The sequence below is a fragment of the Bradyrhizobium sp. USDA 3311 genome, from assembly GCF_054062495.1.
Genome location: NZ_JBSSFI010000001.1, coordinates 85,256 through 103,289, shown reverse-complemented (window position 1 = coordinate 103,289; position 18,034 = coordinate 85,256). Strand labels below are relative to the sequence as shown.

Annotated in this window: 11 protein-coding genes and 8 pseudogenes; 6 read left to right on the top strand and 13 right to left on the bottom strand. The window is 59.3% G+C overall.

Annotation, left to right across the window (positions count from 1 at the left end; all coding sequences use genetic code 11):
• Nucleotides 1-251: 251 nt before the first annotated feature.
• Nucleotides 252-942, bottom strand: a pseudogene (locus ACVWW6_RS00520) (transposase).
• A 170-nt stretch (nt 943-1,112) separates the two neighbouring features.
• On the opposite strand from ACVWW6_RS00520, the pseudogene ACVWW6_RS00515 reads away from it, so the two are divergent.
• From ACVWW6_RS00515 to ACVWW6_RS00505, 3 genes and pseudogenes are all read left to right on the top strand, one after another.
• Nucleotides 1,113-1,259 (top strand): annotated as a pseudogene (locus tag ACVWW6_RS00515) (TrbG/VirB9 family P-type conjugative transfer protein); the annotation flags it as partial.
• Nucleotides 1,256-2,215, top strand: a pseudogene (locus ACVWW6_RS00510) (TrbI/VirB10 family protein). The pseudogenes ACVWW6_RS00515 and ACVWW6_RS00510, both read left to right, overlap by 4 nt.
• Nucleotides 2,216-2,220: 5 nt before the next feature.
• Nucleotides 2,221-2,463, top strand: coding sequence for a DUF2274 domain-containing protein (locus tag ACVWW6_RS00505; RefSeq protein WP_456679874.1), 243 nt, complete (start codon nt 2,221-2,223; stop codon nt 2,461-2,463).
• Here ACVWW6_RS00505 and ACVWW6_RS00500 read toward each other — a convergent pair.
• The 9 genes and pseudogenes from ACVWW6_RS00500 to ACVWW6_RS00460 form a co-directional block, all read right to left on the bottom strand.
• Nucleotides 2,436-3,359: pseudogene (locus ACVWW6_RS00500) on the bottom strand (LysR family transcriptional regulator). The gene ACVWW6_RS00505 and the pseudogene ACVWW6_RS00500 sit on opposite strands and share 28 nt — an antisense overlap.
• A gap of 76 nt (nt 3,360-3,435) precedes the next feature.
• Nucleotides 3,436-4,049: pseudogene (locus tag ACVWW6_RS00495) on the bottom strand (acyl-homoserine-lactone synthase).
• Between the two features lie 449 nt (nt 4,050-4,498).
• Nucleotides 4,499-4,744: pseudogene (locus ACVWW6_RS00490) on the bottom strand (ATP-binding protein); the annotation flags it as partial.
• A 122-nt stretch (nt 4,745-4,866) separates the two neighbouring features.
• Nucleotides 4,867-5,892, bottom strand: a complete 1,026-nt coding sequence (locus ACVWW6_RS00485) for a tyrosine-type recombinase/integrase (protein ID WP_161532258.1) — start codon at nt 5,890-5,892, stop codon at nt 4,867-4,869.
• Entirely contained in the window at nt 5,889-6,866 is a 978-nt protein-coding gene (locus ACVWW6_RS00480) for a tyrosine-type recombinase/integrase (RefSeq protein WP_161532257.1), read from the bottom strand. Before ACVWW6_RS00480 ends, ACVWW6_RS00485 begins: the two co-directional genes overlap by 4 nt.
• Nucleotides 6,863-7,876, bottom strand: a complete 1,014-nt coding sequence (locus tag ACVWW6_RS00475; RefSeq protein WP_246740240.1) for a tyrosine-type recombinase/integrase — start codon at nt 7,874-7,876, stop codon at nt 6,863-6,865. Before ACVWW6_RS00475 ends, ACVWW6_RS00480 begins: the two co-directional genes overlap by 4 nt.
• Before the next feature lie 334 nt (nt 7,877-8,210).
• Nucleotides 8,211-8,711: pseudogene (locus ACVWW6_RS00470) on the bottom strand (ATP-binding protein); the annotation flags it as partial.
• A gap of 11 nt (nt 8,712-8,722) precedes the next feature.
• On the bottom strand, nt 8,723-10,246 hold the full coding sequence (gene istA / locus ACVWW6_RS00465; RefSeq protein ID WP_456679873.1) for an IS21 family transposase: 1,524 nt from the start codon (nt 10,244-10,246) through the stop codon (nt 8,723-8,725).
• Nucleotides 10,247-10,526: 280 nt separating this feature from the next.
• Nucleotides 10,527-11,084, bottom strand: a complete 558-nt coding sequence (locus ACVWW6_RS00460) for an autoinducer binding domain-containing protein (RefSeq protein ID WP_456683102.1) — start codon at nt 11,082-11,084, stop codon at nt 10,527-10,529.
• A gap of 306 nt (nt 11,085-11,390) precedes the next feature.
• On the opposite strand from ACVWW6_RS00460, the gene ald reads away from it, so the two are divergent.
• The gene (gene ald, locus ACVWW6_RS00455; protein WP_456679872.1) at nt 11,391-12,503 is read left to right on the top strand and encodes an alanine dehydrogenase; all 1,113 of its coding nucleotides are present in this window, start codon (nt 11,391-11,393) and stop codon (nt 12,501-12,503) included.
• 322 nt (nt 12,504-12,825) lie between these two features.
• Here the strand turns inward: ald and ACVWW6_RS00450 are convergent, their stop codons facing one another.
• The 3 genes and pseudogenes from ACVWW6_RS00450 to ACVWW6_RS00440 all read right to left on the bottom strand — a co-directional run bounded on the left by ACVWW6_RS00450 (nt 12,826) and on the right by ACVWW6_RS00440 (nt 15,644).
• Complete coding sequence (locus tag ACVWW6_RS00450; RefSeq protein ID WP_456679871.1) at nt 12,826-13,083, bottom strand: hypothetical protein; 258 nt, start codon at nt 13,081-13,083, stop codon at nt 12,826-12,828.
• A gap of 88 nt (nt 13,084-13,171) precedes the next feature.
• A pseudogene (locus ACVWW6_RS00445) lies at nt 13,172-14,302 on the bottom strand (MFS transporter).
• A gap of 868 nt (nt 14,303-15,170) precedes the next feature.
• Nucleotides 15,171-15,644, bottom strand: a complete 474-nt coding sequence (locus ACVWW6_RS00440) for an Lrp/AsnC family transcriptional regulator (protein WP_456679870.1) — start codon at nt 15,642-15,644, stop codon at nt 15,171-15,173.
• A 441-nt stretch (nt 15,645-16,085) separates the two neighbouring features.
• Between ACVWW6_RS00440 and ACVWW6_RS00435 the strand changes: the two genes are divergently transcribed.
• Together ACVWW6_RS00435 and ACVWW6_RS00430 are read left to right on the top strand one after the other, a co-directional pair.
• On the top strand, nt 16,086-16,214 hold the full coding sequence (locus tag ACVWW6_RS00435; RefSeq protein ID WP_456679869.1) for a helix-turn-helix domain-containing protein: 129 nt from the start codon (nt 16,086-16,088) through the stop codon (nt 16,212-16,214).
• Nucleotides 16,215-16,517: 303 nt separating this feature from the next.
• Complete coding sequence (locus tag ACVWW6_RS00430; RefSeq protein ID WP_456679868.1) at nt 16,518-18,032, top strand: NAD-dependent succinate-semialdehyde dehydrogenase; 1,515 nt, start codon at nt 16,518-16,520, stop codon at nt 18,030-18,032.
• Nucleotides 18,033-18,034: the final 2 nt, after the last annotated feature.

The window sequence follows — 18,034 nt, the reverse complement described above, 5'->3', positions numbered from 1 at the left end:
GTATATGAACCGCATCCCAGTCCTAATTTGCAATCCCGGCCAGATCCGTTGAGGTGCGGCCTCCGCCACGTGATCCCGGCTCAGCACGCGCAGAATTTCTGGAGTTCTTTGCGAGTTCAGCAAAATTGATCAGGGTCCGGCCGAGCCATCCCCTCGGAGCCGCCGTCGCTCGCTTGCCCGAAAGCGTAGCGCTGGCGAGCGACAGCGGCGGAGAAGGGTGGCGTGCATCCCCTTGGTGGGCCTGAGCATCGTCAGGCCGCCCGGCGTAACGCCTCCTTCTTGTGCTCCTTCAACAGATCCATGTTGAGACAGCGATGGTCCTTGAGCCTCGTGACGCTCGAGGGTGAGCGCCCGCACCAGCCTTAAACAGCTCTCGGCTTTGGGGAGATTAGCACCATAGGTGCGCCGCCGGATCTCCTCGTTGAGACGCTCCAGCATGTTGGTCGACTTCATGTGCATGCGGTGCCCCAGCGGCAGCCGGAAGTAGGTCAAGGTTCCTCGATGTTGTCCTCGACCCAGCCGGTGAGCTTGGGGTACTTGCCGCCCCATTTGGCAAGCCAAGCCGCCAGATCGCGCCGCACCTCGCCAGGATCCCGCCGGTCGTACATCCAGGCAGCGCAGGCAATCGCCGTCGGCCTTGCCAACGCCTCCCAGCGCTGACAGCGCTTGAACTGCTCGGTCGAGAGCCGTCCCTGCGGGTCCCGCGGCACCTTCAACTCGATCTTGCCCACCCGGGCGATCAGCGAGCGTGTGTAGTAGCCAGGACCGATAGCCGAGCCGAGCTTCGGTCCGCTCCCCCTTCTCCGCGCCGAGCGTCTCCGCCATCTAGGCTTCCAGTGTCTCCTGCACGGCGGCCTGGATCAGCGGCTTGAGGAACTCCTTGTCCGACGCCTAAAGCTGTTTGACGGCCGGTACATCCGTCCTATTCTTCGTCACGGGCATGGTGGTCCTTGCTCCTCTACGAGCGGTGATCTTCCAACCACCGGACTTACCATGACCGCTTCAACCGCTCAGCTTTTGCAGAATCTGCCGCACACTACCCAGAAGCGCTTCAGATCAGTCCTTCCTGTGTGACGAACTGATGAATCTGCGGCGAGAGACTGGCGGCGTTTCCCGACGGTAAGACCGAGCTCGTCAACTACCGTGCTTACGGTAACCTTCTGATCGTCGACCGGCTGTTCGCGGCCGCGGAACTGAAGCTCGGCGAGGAACACCAGCAGAAGGTCAGGATCGTGCGAACCGACGGGAGGTCCCTGTGACCGATACAGGCCAGGCGAATGACAGCGCGAACGATGCGCCTCGCATAAAGCCAGCGGAAGAGAACGCGCAAAGCCTGCGGCTTCGGCCAGACCGGCCGCAGGTGGTGCGCCTGTCGCGCAAGGTGCTTGCGGGTGGTAGCGCGCTTTTGCTCGTGCTCATCTCAGGCGCGGTGTTCTGGGCGCTGCAGGGGAAGCGATCGCGCAATGCCGCTCCGGAGGAGCTCTACGCCACGGATCACCACAATGTCGCCGATCAGCTTGCAAACCTGCCGAAAGACTACGCGGAGATCCCGAAGGGGGTGCCACGATTAGGTCCACCTCTGCCTGGCGACCTCGGCCGGCCAATCGTTGCCGCGCAAGGCTCATCGAGCTCCACTTCGCTTGGACTAGATGCGGAACAGCAGCGGGTCAATCAGGAGAGCGAGGCGGCGCGCATTCGCTGTGATCTGCCCGGCCAGATCACAGCACAAGTCACAGAAGCGGTATACGATTCTCCAACCGGCCGAGCTCGCCTTATCCCCCAGGGCGCAAGGCTGATCGGCACCTACGATAGCCAGGCCGCATTTGGACAGTCGCGCCTGCTTCTGGTCTGGACGCGCCTTATCATGCCGAATGGAAGGTCGGTCGTTCTGGAGCGCTAGCCCGGCGCGGATGCGGCAGGCTATTCTGGTCTTGAGGACGAGGTCGACAATCACTGGAAGCAGCTGCTCGGCGCAGCCGCACTTTCAACTTTCCTTGCCGTCGGCACGGAGGAGAACTCCGGAGCCGATACGGGCAGCACGAACAGTGATCTCCTTGCTGCTCTTCGCCGCGGGGCAGGGGATTCGGCCAATCAGACTGGCCAGCAGCTGGTTCGCCGCAATCTCAACATCCAGCCAACCTTCCCGATCCGGCCGGGATTCCCGGTGAGGGTAATGGTCAATCGGGACCTGGTGCTCGAACCCTACAGAGGATGAGGACAATGGCTAAGCTTAAGCTCGGAGCAATCGAAGACGACAAGCCGATCAAAGTGACTCACGAATTGCCCGCAAGCGTACACCGGGACTTACTCGCCTACGCCGAAATCCTGGCTCAGGAAACCGGACAAGGGGTGCAAGATCCGGCCAAGCTGATTGCGCCAATGCTGGCACGGCTCATGGCCGCCGACAGGAGCTTTCGAAGGGCTCGCCGGGCCCGTCAACGTCCGAGCGGAGGCGAGGGGTAGCGCTCGCGGAGCAAATTCAGAAAGGCAGCCAGCGCTGGGTTTTCATTATCCGCTCGCCAATACGCCGAAAAGTCAAAACGGCTGGGACCAGAGCCGTCGCTGAGCTCGCGGTATACGAGGCCCGCAAAGTTGATGTTCATGTCAGACTCAAGCACCATGCTGATTCCTGCGTTCATGCTGATTAGGCGGCTGACGTCGTGGCGCCCGATTTTAGGACGGTCCGCCGGGCAAACGAGCTTGGAAATCAAGAGATCTTCGAACTCTTTGCCCGGATCGTAATGGATCAGCAGCACGGTCTGGCCCGCAGATCAGTCCAGTAGACAATGTCACGCGCGGCGAGGGGATGATCGTGCGGCAACGCCACGATGACGCGCTCGCTCCACAGCGACATCGATTTGCTGTCGAGGAGCGGCAGGTTGCCGGTGACGATCAGAACATCGAGAACGCCGTTGCGAAGCGCCGTCGCTAAGCGTGTTCGTGATCGTTCGATAGTAGCCAGCTCGATCAGCGGAAATCGCCGCCGGAAGTCCAGCAGAGAGGTTTGCAGGTTACCCACGGAAAGCGAGGTGCAGAATCCGACGCTCAGCCGGCCGGCCTCACCGTTTCGAACCGCTCTGGCGGTGGCTATCAAAGCATCGAACTCCTCCAGAATCGTCCTAGCAAGGCGCAGGACACTGCGGCCCGCCTGCGTTGGACGAACACCACCGCTGAAGCGCCTTGAAAATGGCAATTCCCAGATGATGTTCGATCTCATTGATTCTGCGGCTGAGGCTGGATTGTTGGGATCTCAGCAATTCCGCCGCTTGGCGGAGACTGCCACAATCGGCGGCGGCTACGACCGAACGCAGATGCTTCAGTTCGAGGGGTCCGCCGGCGCATGGGGAGAAGGTTTTGATCGAAGGAAATCGCGCATCGTCGAGGCTCGGGCGAGGCAGCGATGGCCATGCTGCCGCAGATGATGCTTCCAATAGCTTACGCTGCCGTTCGAATGACGGGGCCCACATGACCCGCCTTTCGAATACGCGCCAGGGTATCGGTCGATACTTCCAGATATCCCGCTACCGCAGTCGTGTTTTCCGAGCGGTCGAGCTTTACCAAGAGGGCGGAGAGGCCAGCCGGCGCCCCGAAGAATGCGCTCCATCCGGGCGTCCGTGACAGTGACGATCTCGGTCATTCCAATGGGAAGGCCGTACTCGATCATGGCAGCGAACAACTCATAAGTGGCGGCAACCAGCCCGCCAGTCGCCTTCGGCGCATCCGGCGAAACATCGAGCGCGAACCGGCTGCTCTCCCAGATCTGACCGCTTCGAGGCGGCGGGGCTTCCGTCCAGAAGGATTGGGAAGGTGTCTCTTAGCATGGTTGGGCCGGTCGAGGGCAGAAGCCGGACGCAACCCTGAATGTGTCCGGATGAAGAGCGGTTCAGGAGATGAACCGGGCGAAGGGCATCGAGTTCGTCGACCTCCATGTCGCTGACCTCAACGTTCCAGTCCAGGCGCTGTTTAAAAACGCGATACCGCAGCCGGTGCATCTCGGCGAGATCGCCGACGAATTCGCCATAGTACTCCGGCATGATGAGCTGCATCATTTTTGCCTCCCTGCTTGGTTTCGGGAATTAAGCAGAGACACCTGGGCAGGCGCACCTGTGCAGTTTCACAGGTGCTTGCGGTTGGCCAGTAGCTTATTTTCGGGATTTTGATTCACTTAAGAGCACGATGGCTTGTCGGATCGAGCTGACACCCAGCTTCGCCCGGGCGTTGTCCAGGTGGAATCCCGTGCAGATTCCAATGATCGCGCGCAGGTATTCCAATCTGATGCCGCGCAGCGTTCCGATCTGATCGCGCGCAGGTGAAGCACCCGATCGTTGAAGGTAATTGGCACCATCGTTAGCCCGTGGTCAAGCGGCCACCGAAGGGATCACGTCACATGTTTGATGGTGTCGCTGGGCGGAGCGAAGCTGACCGGACGCGCACCCCCAACAGTGCCGTAGCGGCCGGTCAGCTTTGCGGGCCGCAGTCTAATTAGCCGACGATGTAGTCAAGGCCGAGCAAGTACGGGCGGGCGCCGCATGGAGTCACCGTTCAGTTCGAGTCTGTGGGCGTTGTGAAGCAAGCGATCAAGTATGGCATCAGCGTAAGTTGGGTCATTTATGAGCCCATGCCATTTGGCTATTGGAAGCTGGCTGGTGACGAGTGTTGATCGACGGCCGTAGCGGTCTTCGAGCATTTCGAGCAGATAATGACGGGCATTCGCGTCGATGGATTGGAGGCCCCAATCGTCCAATCACGTTGAGCTCAACGTGACTCGACTTATGTGCAGCGCGCAGTGATGTGGAGTTGAGGGTTGACAGTCGGCGCTGGTCCGGTTTTTGACAGCCCCCAACTCCACATAATTTACCCTGTAGGTCATAGCCTCTTCAGCCAATCAACAATGTTGATCGCCGCAGAAGAGACGTGCCCGGCGCGAGGCGGTGCGAGGATCTCGGGGAACACCTGCATAAGCGCTTGGCGTTTTAGATCGATGTCCGCCCTTGCATAGATCATGGTTGTGTTCAGCGACGAATGCCCAAGCCATTGGCTGATGGTCGCGAAGTCGACTCCCGCCTTCAGGAGAAAGATGGCGGTCGTATGCCGCAAGGAATGGGGATGAATCCGCTTCTGCTGCAGCGTGCGGGTTGCGTTGGCTCCGGCCGTGATGTGCTTCTTGAGCAGGTAACGAACGCCAAAGCGGGTCAACTTGTTGCCCTGGCGGTTCACGAACAGCGGAGCGTCGCGGCCTCCCGAATGAGCAGCACTGTTCGACAGTTCTTGCAGAAGTCGTGCGGTTTGCGGCCAAATTGGACACAATCGCGTTTTGTCGCCCTTGCCGCGCAGCCGGATTTGATGAGGAGGATCAGTGCGGATGTCGCACGGCCGCAGATCGAGGATCTCCTGAACACGGGCTCCAGTGTTGAGCATCAGTGCGAACAATGCATAGTCGCGCTTGCCCCGTTCTGTGGACCGGTCGATCGATTTGAGCAACGCTTCGACTTCCTGCGGCTCAAGGTATTCGATCGGCTTGCTCCGCGCGCCGCGTTTGAACGGTACGCCTAGCACGCGCTGCAGTTCGGCGAGATAGGCGGGCTGTTCGGTTGCCAGAAAGCGAGAGAACGTATGCAGCGCCGCAAGCCGCGCATTGCGAGTGGCTACTCCATTGTGACGCTCAGCCTCCAGAAACGCCAGGAAGTCCTGCACCTGCTTCGCCGTGAAATCGACAAGATCGAGATCCTCGATAGCCTTGGCCGTTTGCGACGAAGTAAAGCGCAGGAACAGAACGAGTGCATCCCGGTAGTTGCGTATGGTGTGTCGGCTGGTGCCCCGGAGCGTCGGCAGATACTCTCGGAAGAAGCGCTCGATGCTCTTGCCGAGCTCGTTAGGTCTTTGGGATCTCATGCGGCACCTCCTGTGATGAGGTGGCCGAAATGCCTCTCGAGCCGATCGCTGGCCGCAGCAGAAAGTTGTGGAATCCAACGGAGGTAATAGGCAGTCGAAACAATTGAGACGTGCCCCATGTACATCGCAAGCTTTGGCAGATTGGATTGGACATCCGCCCCTTGCTGGTACCATCGCAACAGCGACCCAACGGCAAAGCTATGACGAAAGTCATGCACCCGCGGGATTCGCCCGTCGGGGCCTCGAACGTTGGCAATTTGGAATAGCGTTTGGACTCCTTCCCGCAGTCCGGTACCTGTGTAGCCGCGCACGCACCCCTTGGTATTGCAAAGTAAGGGTGAATCCGCCGAATGGCTCAAAGGTGATCGAAACCGCTTCCTGAGGTACAACCTCAGCTCCCGACAGGCATCCGGCGACAACGGGACGATCCGCGACTTGTGGAACTTCGACGCACGAATGTGCAAAATGCCATAGCGGGCATTGACGTCGGCCAAGGTGAGACGCAGCAGTTCGCCCCTACGGAGCCCCGCGGTGTAGAGCAGGACCACGGCAAGTCGCATCACCGCTGGCCGCAGCGGCGAACTTGACGTCGGAGCCAAACGATCGGCTATGGCCAACATCCTGGCGACTTCGGCCGCCCCAAAGATGATCGGCGGTGCATGGGGGCTCCGACGTGGGAAGCGATTGATATCCGGAACGAAACAACTTGGCTCGGTACGCTGACGATAGAGACAAAAGTTGCGCACGATACGCTGGCGATTGCGCCGCGTGTTTGCAGAAAGATGACCTTGAGACACGCACCATCCCTCGAAGAGCGCTTGATCGAGGTCAGTACAGGTGTTCTTCTCCAGAAATAGACGCAGAGCGTCGATTACGCGCTCCTCATGAACATAGCCGCGCCCGAGTGAACGTTGCCTCTGCAAATAACGGTCAACCGCTTGGTTGAACGCGCTCGCCGATAAGGTCGCGCTCATGCTGCGTCCTCCTCGATGCCGATGGTCGCCGTTGGCAGAGGAAGCGCGACCTCTCGTAGGGCCCCGGTCTGCAGCCGGAGATAGACACAGGTGCTCTCCAGAGTTCGATGGCCGAGCAGATCACCGATCACCTTGATGCCGACACCACGATCGAGCAGACGCATCGCAAACGAATGGCGCAGGCAGTAGGAGGATGTATCCTGCAGCGGCAGACCGCTCTGACGTGCGCGCTTCTGGTAGAGATCGCCTATGGCGTAGTGCGTGAGGGGACCTACCGGGGTGCTTGCGCGGAGGAAAAGTTCGCGGTGCGCCCCGCCGGGCCGGCCGCGGCGCAGATAGCGCCTGAGGATGCGTATGGTTTGTTCGGCTAGAGGAAGCGCCAGATCTGATCTGGTCTTACACTGCTTGACGCGGAGCGTCCGGCTATCCCAATCGATGGAGCCAGGCGTCAGTGCGATGATCTCGGAGGGCCGCAGGCCGTAATGCGCCATCAAATGGAGGATCGCGTAGTCTCGCCAGCCAAGCCGCTCCGATCGGTCGATGGAGCGCAGCAGCCGCTTTACAAGCGGCCAAGCCAGAGCTCGAGGCGGTCGTTCACCTCGGTAGGCGCGCGGCGCGTCAATTGCGTCGAGCCGTTGCCGGATCTCGCCCTGGTCGAAGCAAAACCTAAGAAAGGCGCGGAGGCGAGCGACAACGTGCTGTAGGGTTTGTCGCTTAATGCGCCGCGCATTGGTCATTACGAACCGTTCGACTGTGGCAGCTGACAACGCATGCAGCGGGGCGCCAGCTGGCAAAGCGTGCGCGAGCAAGCACTTCACTGTTGCGATGTGCTGTTCCACGGTCGCGCTGGTAAGGCCACGCACCTCCGATAGATGCCATCTGTAGCGATCAAGAAGCGCTGAGAACGGCTCGGGTATTGGTTCTTTGACGAACAGCCGTCTCGCGATGAGAAAACGTTCAACGGCGCGTCGGGTGCCTTGCAATGATGCGGGGGCAAATGCTTGCGACAAGAACCCTCCCGAAACGCCGGTATCGCAATCAAGCCGCGTTGAACACATCCGGTCGAGAGCTTCCTTTAGGCCTCGTACGTGGTGGCAGGCCGTAGATCGGGCGTAGCCAGCCGAGATGAGCCAAGTAGCGAAATCTTCCAACAAAGTGCCATTGGGCGATGCCGTGTAACCCGCGTGAACCTTCCGGAATAAGTGTTCGAGCATGGTTGCCTCCTTCGGATGAACGAGAGAGAACCACGCTACCGTCGTCAGTTATGTTGAGTAGGGACGGTCGAAGCGGCTGTTAATAGCGGGGAGATCTATATCGCTCCACATCACTGCGCGCTGCACATAAGTCCAAAATCAGGAGGTCGACGGCGGAGATGCTCTTCATCCGCGAAGCGAGTCGACCATCACCCCGGGCAAGGTCCAGTTCTTCGATCAACCGCGGCAGCCGGGTGTAAAGCACAGAGTGGTTGTCCCGGCAGGCCTTGTGGCCGAGCGCACAGCCAAGCCAGCTTTTCCCGACGCCGGTTGGCCCGACGATGGCGCAATTCTCATGGTTCTTGATCCAGTCTCCCTTGAGCAGCATGTCGAACAAGCGGCGGTCGAGCCCACGGGGGGCGCGGTAGTCGATATCCTCGGGCACGGCATGATGACGCAGCCTTGCCTTGCGAAGACGAAGCGTCAGGCGCCGGTTGTTACGCCAAGTCGCTTCATGGTCCAGCAGCAACGCCAGCCATTCGGCATGAGCGAGACCCTGGACCTCCTCGTTGTCGGCGAGGCTCGTGAACGCTGCGGCCATGCCGGTAAGGCCGAGCCGGGTAAGCAGGTCGAGTGTGGGGTGTGTCAGCATTTTCTTCCCTTCTAGTGGTAATAGTCCGAGCCTCTGATGTTGGTGTGTATGATCGGCTCGCGCTCGGAGGACGCGGGCGTTGCAACGCGATCGAGCCCCTTCTCGAGGATCGATTTGATGCTTGGGTAGTTGCGCGCCTGGATCTCGAGCGCGCGCAGCGCAGCCGCCTCGAGACGCTCGGCGCCAAAGCGCTTCTCAAGCCGGATGATACCCAGGCACGAACGATAGCCCTGTTCGGGATGCGGCCGATCCTCGATGATTCGGTCGACCAGCTGGCGCAGCATCGGGCCGATCCGCGTTGCCTCGCTGCGGATCTTTGCCGGCGTCCACTCGCCATAGCGCCGGTGGCTGGAAGGCATGTGGGCGCTGATCGTCGTGTGCCGCCCGTTGCCGCTGCCGCGCATGTGTGCGGCGATGCGCTCGCCGCCCAGGAAGACTTCGACCGTTCGCGCGCAGATCCGCGCTTCGACCTCCCGACGGGCGAAGCGGTAGGGCACTGAGTAGTAGTGCCGTTCAATCTCAACGTGATAGTCGAGCCCGACCCGGCATCGGCGCCATTCGGCATGGAGCCACGGGTCGCCAGGAAGCGGCTTAAGATTCGGCACATCAATTTCCTCGAACAGCTGGCGCCGTGTGCGGCCATACTGACGCAGCACCCGTCCGTCATTTAGCTTGGCCAGCCACTCGGCGATCGCACCGTTGAGCTCGGCCAGGCTGTAAAAAGTTCGGTTGCGCAGCCGCCCCAGCAGCCAGCGCTCGACGATTCCGACGCAGGCCTCGACCTTCGCCTTATCCCTCGGACGACGCGGCCGTGCCGGCACAATCGCCGTGCCGTAATGCTGCGCCATATCGCTGTAACTGCGGTTGACCATGGGGTCATAGAGGCAGGCCTTGATCACCGCCACCTTGGCGTTGTCGGGCACCAGGAGTTGTGTGGCGCCGCCAAAAAAGCTGAAGGCCGCGTTATGTCCCGCGATCCAGTCGCCGAGCTGCTCGGTCCACGTCGCCAGCGCGAACGACAAGCTGGATGCGCCCATGACCGCGACGAAGATGTGCGCCTCACGCACCTCGCCAGTTTTACGGTCAACCACCGGCACCGTGTCGCCGGCATAGTCGACAAACAACTTCTCGCCCCCGCCGTGGTGCTGGCGCATCACCAGCGGCAGCCGGCCTTCCCAGTTGCGGAACAAGTCACAGAACCGGCTATACCGGTACCCGTCCGGATGCTCTGCAATGTACTCGTCCCACAGCACCTGCAAGGTCACGTGCTTGCGCTTGAGCTCGCGGGCAATAACGGACCAGTCAGGCTCGGCCACCTTACGGCGACCCGGCTTCACGCCCGGTACCCCGTACAGCCGTTGCTCCAGCTCGGCGTCGCTTATCGCTTCCGGGACGGGCCATGCCAGACCCGCGCGCACAAACCGCTTCAGGGTGTCGCGTACCGTCGTCGGCCCGACGCCGACACGCGCGCCAACCACGCGCGTCGAGAGCCCAGCCTCTAGGCTCAACCTCACAATCTCGCGCACCTGGCGCATGATAACCCTCCTCGTCGGCATCCAATTCTCCAAGCTGTTTCCAGCCGGAGACATGGCCAACGATCAGGCCTCACACCATCCGAATCTGCGCGCGATCAAGTCGGAATGCTGCGCGGAGAATGCTCGGAACGCTGCGCGCGATCATTTCGGAACGCCGCGCGCCATCAACTCGGTACAGTGCGCGCGATGACCTCGGAATCGGCAATCCCGCGGTTCTTTCAGCAATACTCAGAAAAATCCCGATTTCCCCGGCTGACTTGCCGCGCGCCGACCATTCGAGTCATTCGTATTCTCGAGGCGACAGCAGTATCCCACCGACCAAGCGGTCAATCATCCAAAATCGCCTTGCGTGAGCATGCAAGAATCCTGCGATGAATCGGAGGCTGTTGGCGTGCGCGACCAGGGCGCGCTCGAAACTTTTTCGAGGCTCGTCAGTCGCAAAGCTCAAAGTAGCGATCGCGCCCTTGCAATCGTGAATGGGAAATGTGATTCCACAACGAATCCCAAATTTAGCCGCTTCTTCGAATAGGGCGCGCTCGGAGTCCGGTTGATTTCGCAGTTCGAATCCATGCCCCCATTGAAAGGGTTGAGAATGGTCGATCGCTCGACGTACCACCGGGTCGACGGAGTCGTACCCGCGCTGCAGATAGAGAGCCGTCCAAGAGGATGGGTAGCTCGAGATTAAGTTTGGGGCACTGCCTCGTTTTGCCGGAAGAGCAAGATACGCGAAGCAGGATAGGTTCAGCGCAGCTGTGACATCGGCCATGCTCTCCTGAGCTGTGTCTGGATGTGTGCTTTCGGTCAGCCGCTCAGCAAATTTCTGAAAAACCCGATCCACCACTTTTGAACCCGCGGGCCTCCCTGGTCAGCGACGCTCCCACTCGATGCAGGATCGAGCATCGCTGCGAATGGGGCAAAACAAAGAGGAAGTTCGACCGCATCGGGCCGAGCGGCTGGGAGCTATGCTGCAGGCGTATGGGCCCGCGTTCTTAGCGCTCACGTATGATCTCCGTCTGATCGGTCAGTTCGAAATTCTGCGCGCAAGTACGAAAGATCGCCGGATTACTGCGTGATTTGGCTTTCCGGACTGCACGTTCGTACAGCTCTTCCTAGTAGAAAGAGCCGTTCACGAAGGAGATTGCTCATGAAGGTCGGTGTTCCCAAGGAAATCAAGACGCATGAATATCGCGTGGGTCTGACGCCTGGAGCCGTCCGCGAGTATGTTGCCGCCGGCCACAGTGTGCTGGTCGAGACCGATGCCGGCGCCGGTATTGGTGCGACAGACGAGAATTACCGCAAGGCGGGCGCGACGATTTTGCCCTCCGCTCGCGAAGTATTTGCGTCTAGCGAGATGATCGTAAAGGTCAAAGAACCCCAGCCGCCCGAGTGGGCCCAGCTGCGGGAAAATCAGATCCTCTTCACTTATCTGCACCTGGCGCCGGACCCCGAGCAGGCCAAGGGTCTCATAAAATCAGGATGTACTGCGATCGCCTACGAAACGGTGACTGATGCACATGGCGGCCTACCCCTCCTTGCGCCGATGAGTGAGGTCGCAGGCCGGCTTTCGATCGAGGCAGCTGGTGCGGCTCTTAAACGGTATGCGGGCGGTCGTGGCCTGTTGATCGGCGGTGTGCCCGGTGTACAAGCTGCTCGCATTGTCGTCATCGGGGGTGGCGTGGTTGGTACGCACGCAGCTAGAATGGCGGTCGGGTTGGGGGCTGAGGTCACTATCCTTGACCGTTCGATTCCTCGTCTTCGCGAGTTGGACGAGCTATTCGAAGGAAGGGTTCGCACCAGGCTCTCGACGATAGACGCGGTCGAGGACGAGGTGTTTGCTGCGGACGTCGTAATCGGGGCCGTACTGGTTCCAGGCGCAAGCGCGCCGAAGCTAGTCAGCCGCAGCATGTTGAGTTCGATGCGCAAGGGCTCGGTCATCGTTGACGTTGCTATCGATCAAGGTGGATGCTTTGAAACATCTCGTGCGACGACACATGCTGATCCAACCTACGAGGTAGACAGCGTAATTCACTATTGTGTCGCCAATATGCCGGGAGCAGTATCGCTTACCTCAAGCCAAGCGCTGAATAACGCGACGCTGCCTTTCGGCCTGGCATTGGCTAATAAAGGATTCTCAGCCGTGCTTGAGAACCCGCATCTTCGAGCTGGCCTGAATGTCTATCGAGGCCGGCTCACTTATAAGGCCGTAGCCGAAAGCCTCGGCCTGCCATATTCACCGATCGAACAGGCAGCTGCCTGATCAACGAGGCTCCTAGGGGGCGTTTCCTCCCAGACTTGAGGGGCCACTCCCTTAGGGGGCCCCTTTTTTCGTCGCCACGAGGGGAATTCCTAAAGCTGAAATTTCGCTCGCATTTTTGCCCGTCGAGTCCGTCTCCTTGCGTGGAGTTTCCTGAGACCATTCTCCGTCACGGCGCCTCGTTGGCAGCGACAACTCCTTCGAGAATCGAACGACCAGCTCGCGCGACTTGTTTTTGCTGGCTGGGCATATCGTGGTGATTTGAATTGTACGTCGCCCGCAGTCGGTTTGCGATGCCTCACTGCGCTTGCCATTCCTGCAAGAGTCACTCTTGCGTTTGTTCAAACTTGCCCGTCCGGCGCCCCGCTTCGGCGAGCTCTTCGGCTCCGATATACCCCTGACCGTGCACGACTTCCTTCGCAGCGCGATCCGGCTCATCCTCCTTCCGACGCACAGACCCAAACGGCCGCTCAAGCATACGGCGGACCCGTATGGGCTCCGGACCGATATGGAAAGCCGACGCCCGTCGATCTAAGGTACGCTCTGATTGCGTGGAGCGGTTGCGCTGGCGCAGATAGTCCAACCACGTCGGACATTGATAGCGTTCAGTCCATAGTGCCGGCTGCGATGTCGCGCGCTATGGACCAGCCATAGGCGCTGGTGCGCTGGCGCTATAGCTGGACGTCCTGCATCACCTTGTGAAAGGCCAGCGCATTCTCCTGCGCTACGCGATATTCAATCTCAACTACAAGAGGCCCACTCCGTGCAAGCCGAACTTCTGGATCGGCCAGCATCTCGGCATCTTGCTCGCGAGCGCTGATGCGAGGCATGCGCAGCCAGAGCCCCAAGAGCGGTGACGCCATCATTAACCCAGCCGAGATCAGGAGGGCTGTTTGCACACCGGTCACATCCGCCAGATAGCCCCGGGCCCAACTGCCTACGGCAATCCCGCCTGATCCCGCCGCCTGGTAGGCCGCAAGGGAACGGCCTGCCACCCATCGAGGTGCCGATAACTGCACCCCGATATTAAACAGTGCCCACGCAATCATCCACACGGCAACCGCAAGAAACAGTGCGACGGCCGTCAAATATTGGCTCGCTGCTCAGCCCTACTGCGGTAATCGCCCCAGCCATTGACAGCGCGCGCGCACGGATTGCCGCCTCGCCGCTCATGTGCTTGCGCACCCTGGCAATATTGAGTGCTCCGACAACCGCGCCATACCAAAGGCACTGAGCATGGTGCCATATGTCTGTGCGCCCCCGTGTAGCAGATCGCGAGCTACAAGGGGCATAAGCGCGATGATTCCGCCGACGATCACGCCCGTCACTATGGAGCGGACCAGCACGATCTTGATGGACGGAGAATTGATGATATAGCGTACTCCTGAAACAATGGCGCGGCTTGGGCTCTCAGGCGGGAGACGACTCGGTTCAGAGATACGCTGCCATAGAAAGAGAGCGAGGATCAGCGGAAGATAAAGGAGCGCGTTGAGCGCGAACGAAGCCACCGCGCCCGCGGCTGCGACTACGATTCCACCGATCGCAGGGCCCACGCTTCTGGCAATGTTGTAGCTGATGCTGTTTAGTGCAACCGCCGCCGGAAGCGTTTCCGGTGGCACTTGCTCACTGACCGAAGACTGCCACGCTGGATCCATCAGCGCCATGCCGGTGCCTACAACGAAACACAAGACCAGCAACAAGTTCGGTGTCACTAAGCCGAGCCAAGCTAGTGCCGTCAGCGCCGTTGCGCCGGCGAGCGCGATGCGGACCGAGACGAGCGCCACGATGCGCCGATCGTGCATATCGGCCATCGCGCCCGCTGGTATCGAGATCAACATGACGGGCAACATCAGAGCAGCTCTGAATCAGAGCGATCTTGTCAGCCGCCGATGTCATTTGCGTCATCGCCCAGCCGCACCGACGCTTCGAATCAGAGCGCCGAGATTGGCAAGCACGCTGGCTAACCAGATGCGCCGGAAGGTGAGATATCGGAGTGGGGCGGTAATGCCATCGCTCTCTATCGTCCGGCTTTTCAACGAATATGTCATCTCGGCTGCTGCATCACCTCCGACGATTAGATTGACTTGGTGGTCGACGGTGCAAAATTCCAGTCGCTAGTAGATGCTTAGTGGGGCGTCTGAGTTGGCTTGCCCAAACACAAACGCTTTACATACCGCCCGGCGCTAGAGAGCGCGCCGCAACCTTACCTGGCCCGGTTGTCGCGATAGAGGCTGTTTCTGGTCTGCCAAAGGCAGGCGTGATCGAGCTATCCCGCCGGCTAGCTGACTTCTGCGACGTAGCCCCGGTATATCCAGGATTTGGAGCGCTCCGAGCGCGCAGAGATCTTTCAGCTGCGGCATTTTTAGTTTGCCGCGATCTCGAGGGCGAAATTGTTTTTGGTCGTGATACGTTCCGGAGGCCGGCGCTTGCTTTCACAGTCCGCTGGACGAAAGTGAGCCAGTTTCAAGGCCGAACCGCGGATGAACCTCCGGCAGGTTCTTGTGCTCTCGTCCGAGTGGATGAGCCACGGGACTGATTAGATGCAAATCGCACGGCTCAGTCTCTTGATGATTTTCCAGAGACTAGAGCATCTGGGTCGCGGTTTCGGGCGTTGTCCGGGAATGAGCGAGGAAACTCTTCGCAAAATAGAACAGAAGGAACAACGGTTCCTCAATCTTCAGGAGACTCGATCGGAATGGCGAAACCAGCCTTCACGCGATCCATGATGACCATGGTTTTGAACCCCTTGATGTCCGAATTCTCATAAAAGAAACGCCGCGTGAATTGCTCGTAGTCCTCCATGGTTCGGGCTGTAATGTACAGGACGAAATCAGCATCGCCCGTAACATAGAATCCATTGACGACTTCAGCTGACGATTTGATAGCCTTCTTGAACTTGTCGATGATGTCTGAGCGTTCTCGCTCGAGGCTCACCAGCACGAGCATCTGAATAGGCCTTCCAACTGCTTTCGCAGAAACAATCGATACATCGGCTTCGATGATCCCATCGGAGCGCAGTCTCTTTAGCCTCCGTTGACATGCCGTCGCGGAAAGCCCGGCCATTTCGCCGATAACCTCCGATGTCAGACGGTTGTTCTTCTGTACGATCTCAAGGATGCGGGCGTCGATCCGGTCGTATTGCATGATGTGCTCCAGCCTTCAGGTGCATTCCGTCGCAAGATGCGTAAGTGCCGCAGGAAATCCTCCGAGCCGCGGGGAAATGCGACGCAAATCTCTGTGCACTATCAGTATCCTGATTGTATGGCAGAGTTCAACACGAGACCCGCAGATGACGTTTTAACTCTTCACTCGGTATCTGCAAAATCCGCGCCGGCGCGACTTCCTTGCAGGGGCGGAGCTTGGGAAGGGCCATTGGCGGGCCGATGGACGAGGAGATGCTGTGATCGACTCCGCGATCGGGGAGGAGGTTGCGTATGTAGCTCGTTGCGGTGCCGCAGCATTGGCGTACTGGCGGCTGAACAGACACAAGATGATCGGCATCAAGACCATTGCCAAGCGGAGTCGCTCGATCGTCCTGCATCCGCCTGAGTCCATAACCGAAGTGCGACACTTCCTTGAGGAGGTGTGGCGGACTTACAAGCAGCTGCGCTGGACGATCGATGCGAGATTGTCCGCATTTCGGTCAATGGCGTCTCGGTCCGGCAAATCGCGGCAGCTCTGGATCGCTCGCCATCAACGATCTCCCGGGAGTAGAACCGCAATCGGCGTCCAGGTCGGCTACAAGCCGGCCTATGCCCAGCAACAGATGCATCGGCGCTGGACAGGCAGACGCTTCACACGACCGTCAATCGTCTCGTCAGCTCAGCTGGCACTGCGAAACCCGATCGTACCGCATAGTAGGCCTCTCGAGCTTCAAGCTGCATTCCATCGCGAACCGCCAATCCGCGCAGGAAACTGCCCTGACATTGAGAAAATGGGCAGCGAATCTCTTTGCAAGAGCAGTATCCTGATTGCTCACACAATTTCAACGAGCTGACCCCATGGGGATCCTTCAAAATGACCCTTCAAAGTTTTAAGAAAAAAAATCCGCGATGGGGCGGTCTTTCTAGCCAGAGGCTTCAGAGCCTCAAGCGCTCTGATTTCTTGTCCGGGGCCGCATTTGTCGATGGCAAGTGGATCGAGAGTGGACAAAGGGATGCGGTGATCGATCCTGCGACCGGGGAAGAGATTGCCAATGTTGCCCGTTGCTCTGCCGCGGAGACAGATCTGGCGATCGCGGCAGCTGCGCGGGCGGTCGGTGTATGGCGAAATTTGTTGCCTGTCAGGCGGGGAGAAATTCTTCGATTGTGGGCATCATTGATGCGTGACCATTCGGAAGAGCTCGCCATTCTGATGACTAGCGAGCAAGGCAAGCCGCTCGCCGAGGCACGCTCTGAAGTTACGTACGGCGCAGGATTCCTGGACTGGTTTGCCGCAGAGGGTGAGCGTGCCTATGGCGAAACGATTCCTAGCCACAAGGAAGGAAGTCTGCTGCAGGTGAGAATGCAGCCGATCGGTATTGCAGCTGCGATCACCCCTTGGAATTTTCCGGTCGCCATGATCACGCGAAAGGCAGGTGCTGCGCTTGCGGCGGGTTGCCCAATGATCGTGAAGCCTGCGCCGGAGACGCCGTTGTCGGCTCTCGCCGTGGCAAGATTGGCGGAAGCCGCCGGCGTTCCGGGGGGTGTTTTCCAGGTGCTTGCCGGCGATTCGATTGAACTATCGAAGCGTTTGTTGAGCGATAGCAGGGTGCGCGCTCTGTCGTTCACCGGTTCTACCGAGGTTGGTCGTTTACTTCTGGAAGGAGCGGCAAAGACGGTCAAGAAAGTATCGCTCGAGCTTGGGGGGCATGCGCCTTTTATTGTCTTTGACGACGTCGATCTAAATAGGGCTCTCAAGGGAGCCTTGGACGCAAAATTTGCAACGTCCGGGCAGGATTGTTTGGCTGCAAACCGCATCTACGTCCAAAGGCGCATATATCGAGACTTTGTCGAGGCATTTGCTTCAGTGATCTCGAAGCTAAAGATCGGCCATGGTTTGGAAGTCGGAACGGACATCGGGCCCATGACAAAGTTGTCGGTGGCCAACAAATGCAGGTCTCACATCGATGATGCTGCAAAGAAAGGCGCGCGCGTATTTTGCGCGGAGAAGGGCTCGAGCTTAGGGCCGAATTTCGTTCCTCCAACCTTGCTAAGCGATGTTACCGAAGAAATGCTGATTGCGCGTGAAGAGACATTTGGGCCCGTCGCCGCGGTACTGCCATTCGATTCTGAGGAAGAAGTCGTGGCTCGCGCCAACGCTAACGAATTAGGACTGGCAGGATACGTCTATACAGACGATCTGCGCCGGGCGCTTCGTCTTTCTGAACAAATTGAGTGCGGCATGGTCGGGGTTAACACTGCGTCATTTACAGGCCCTCCTATTCCGTTTGGCGGATGGAAGCAGTCCGGTCTTGGTCGAGAGGGCTCACGGCACGGCTTAGCAGAATACATGGAGCTCAAATACGTCTGCTTTGGCGATTTGGCGGCCTAAGG

Bases quoted from the DNA above. Each gene is read 5' to 3' on its own strand.
- ACVWW6_RS00505 (WP_456679874.1), top strand. From the start codon at position 2,221: ATGGCTAAGCTTAAGCTCGGAGCAATCGAAGACGACAAGCCGATCAAA.
- ACVWW6_RS00485 (WP_161532258.1), bottom strand. From the start codon at position 5,892: ATGAGATCCCAAAGACCTAACGAGCTCGGCAAGAGCATCGAGCGCTTC.
- ACVWW6_RS00480 (WP_161532257.1), bottom strand. From the start codon at position 6,866: ATGAGCGCGACCTTATCGGCGAGCGCGTTCAACCAAGCGGTTGACCGT.
- istA (WP_456679873.1), bottom strand. From the start codon at position 10,246: ATGCGCCAGGTGCGCGAGATTGTGAGGTTGAGCCTAGAGGCTGGGCTC.
- ald (WP_456679872.1), top strand. From the start codon at position 11,391: ATGAAGGTCGGTGTTCCCAAGGAAATCAAGACGCATGAATATCGCGTG.
- ACVWW6_RS00440 (WP_456679870.1), bottom strand. From the start codon at position 15,644: ATGCAATACGACCGGATCGACGCCCGCATCCTTGAGATCGTACAGAAG.
- ACVWW6_RS00430 (WP_456679868.1), top strand. From the start codon at position 16,518: ATGACCCTTCAAAGTTTTAAGAAAAAAAATCCGCGATGGGGCGGTCTT.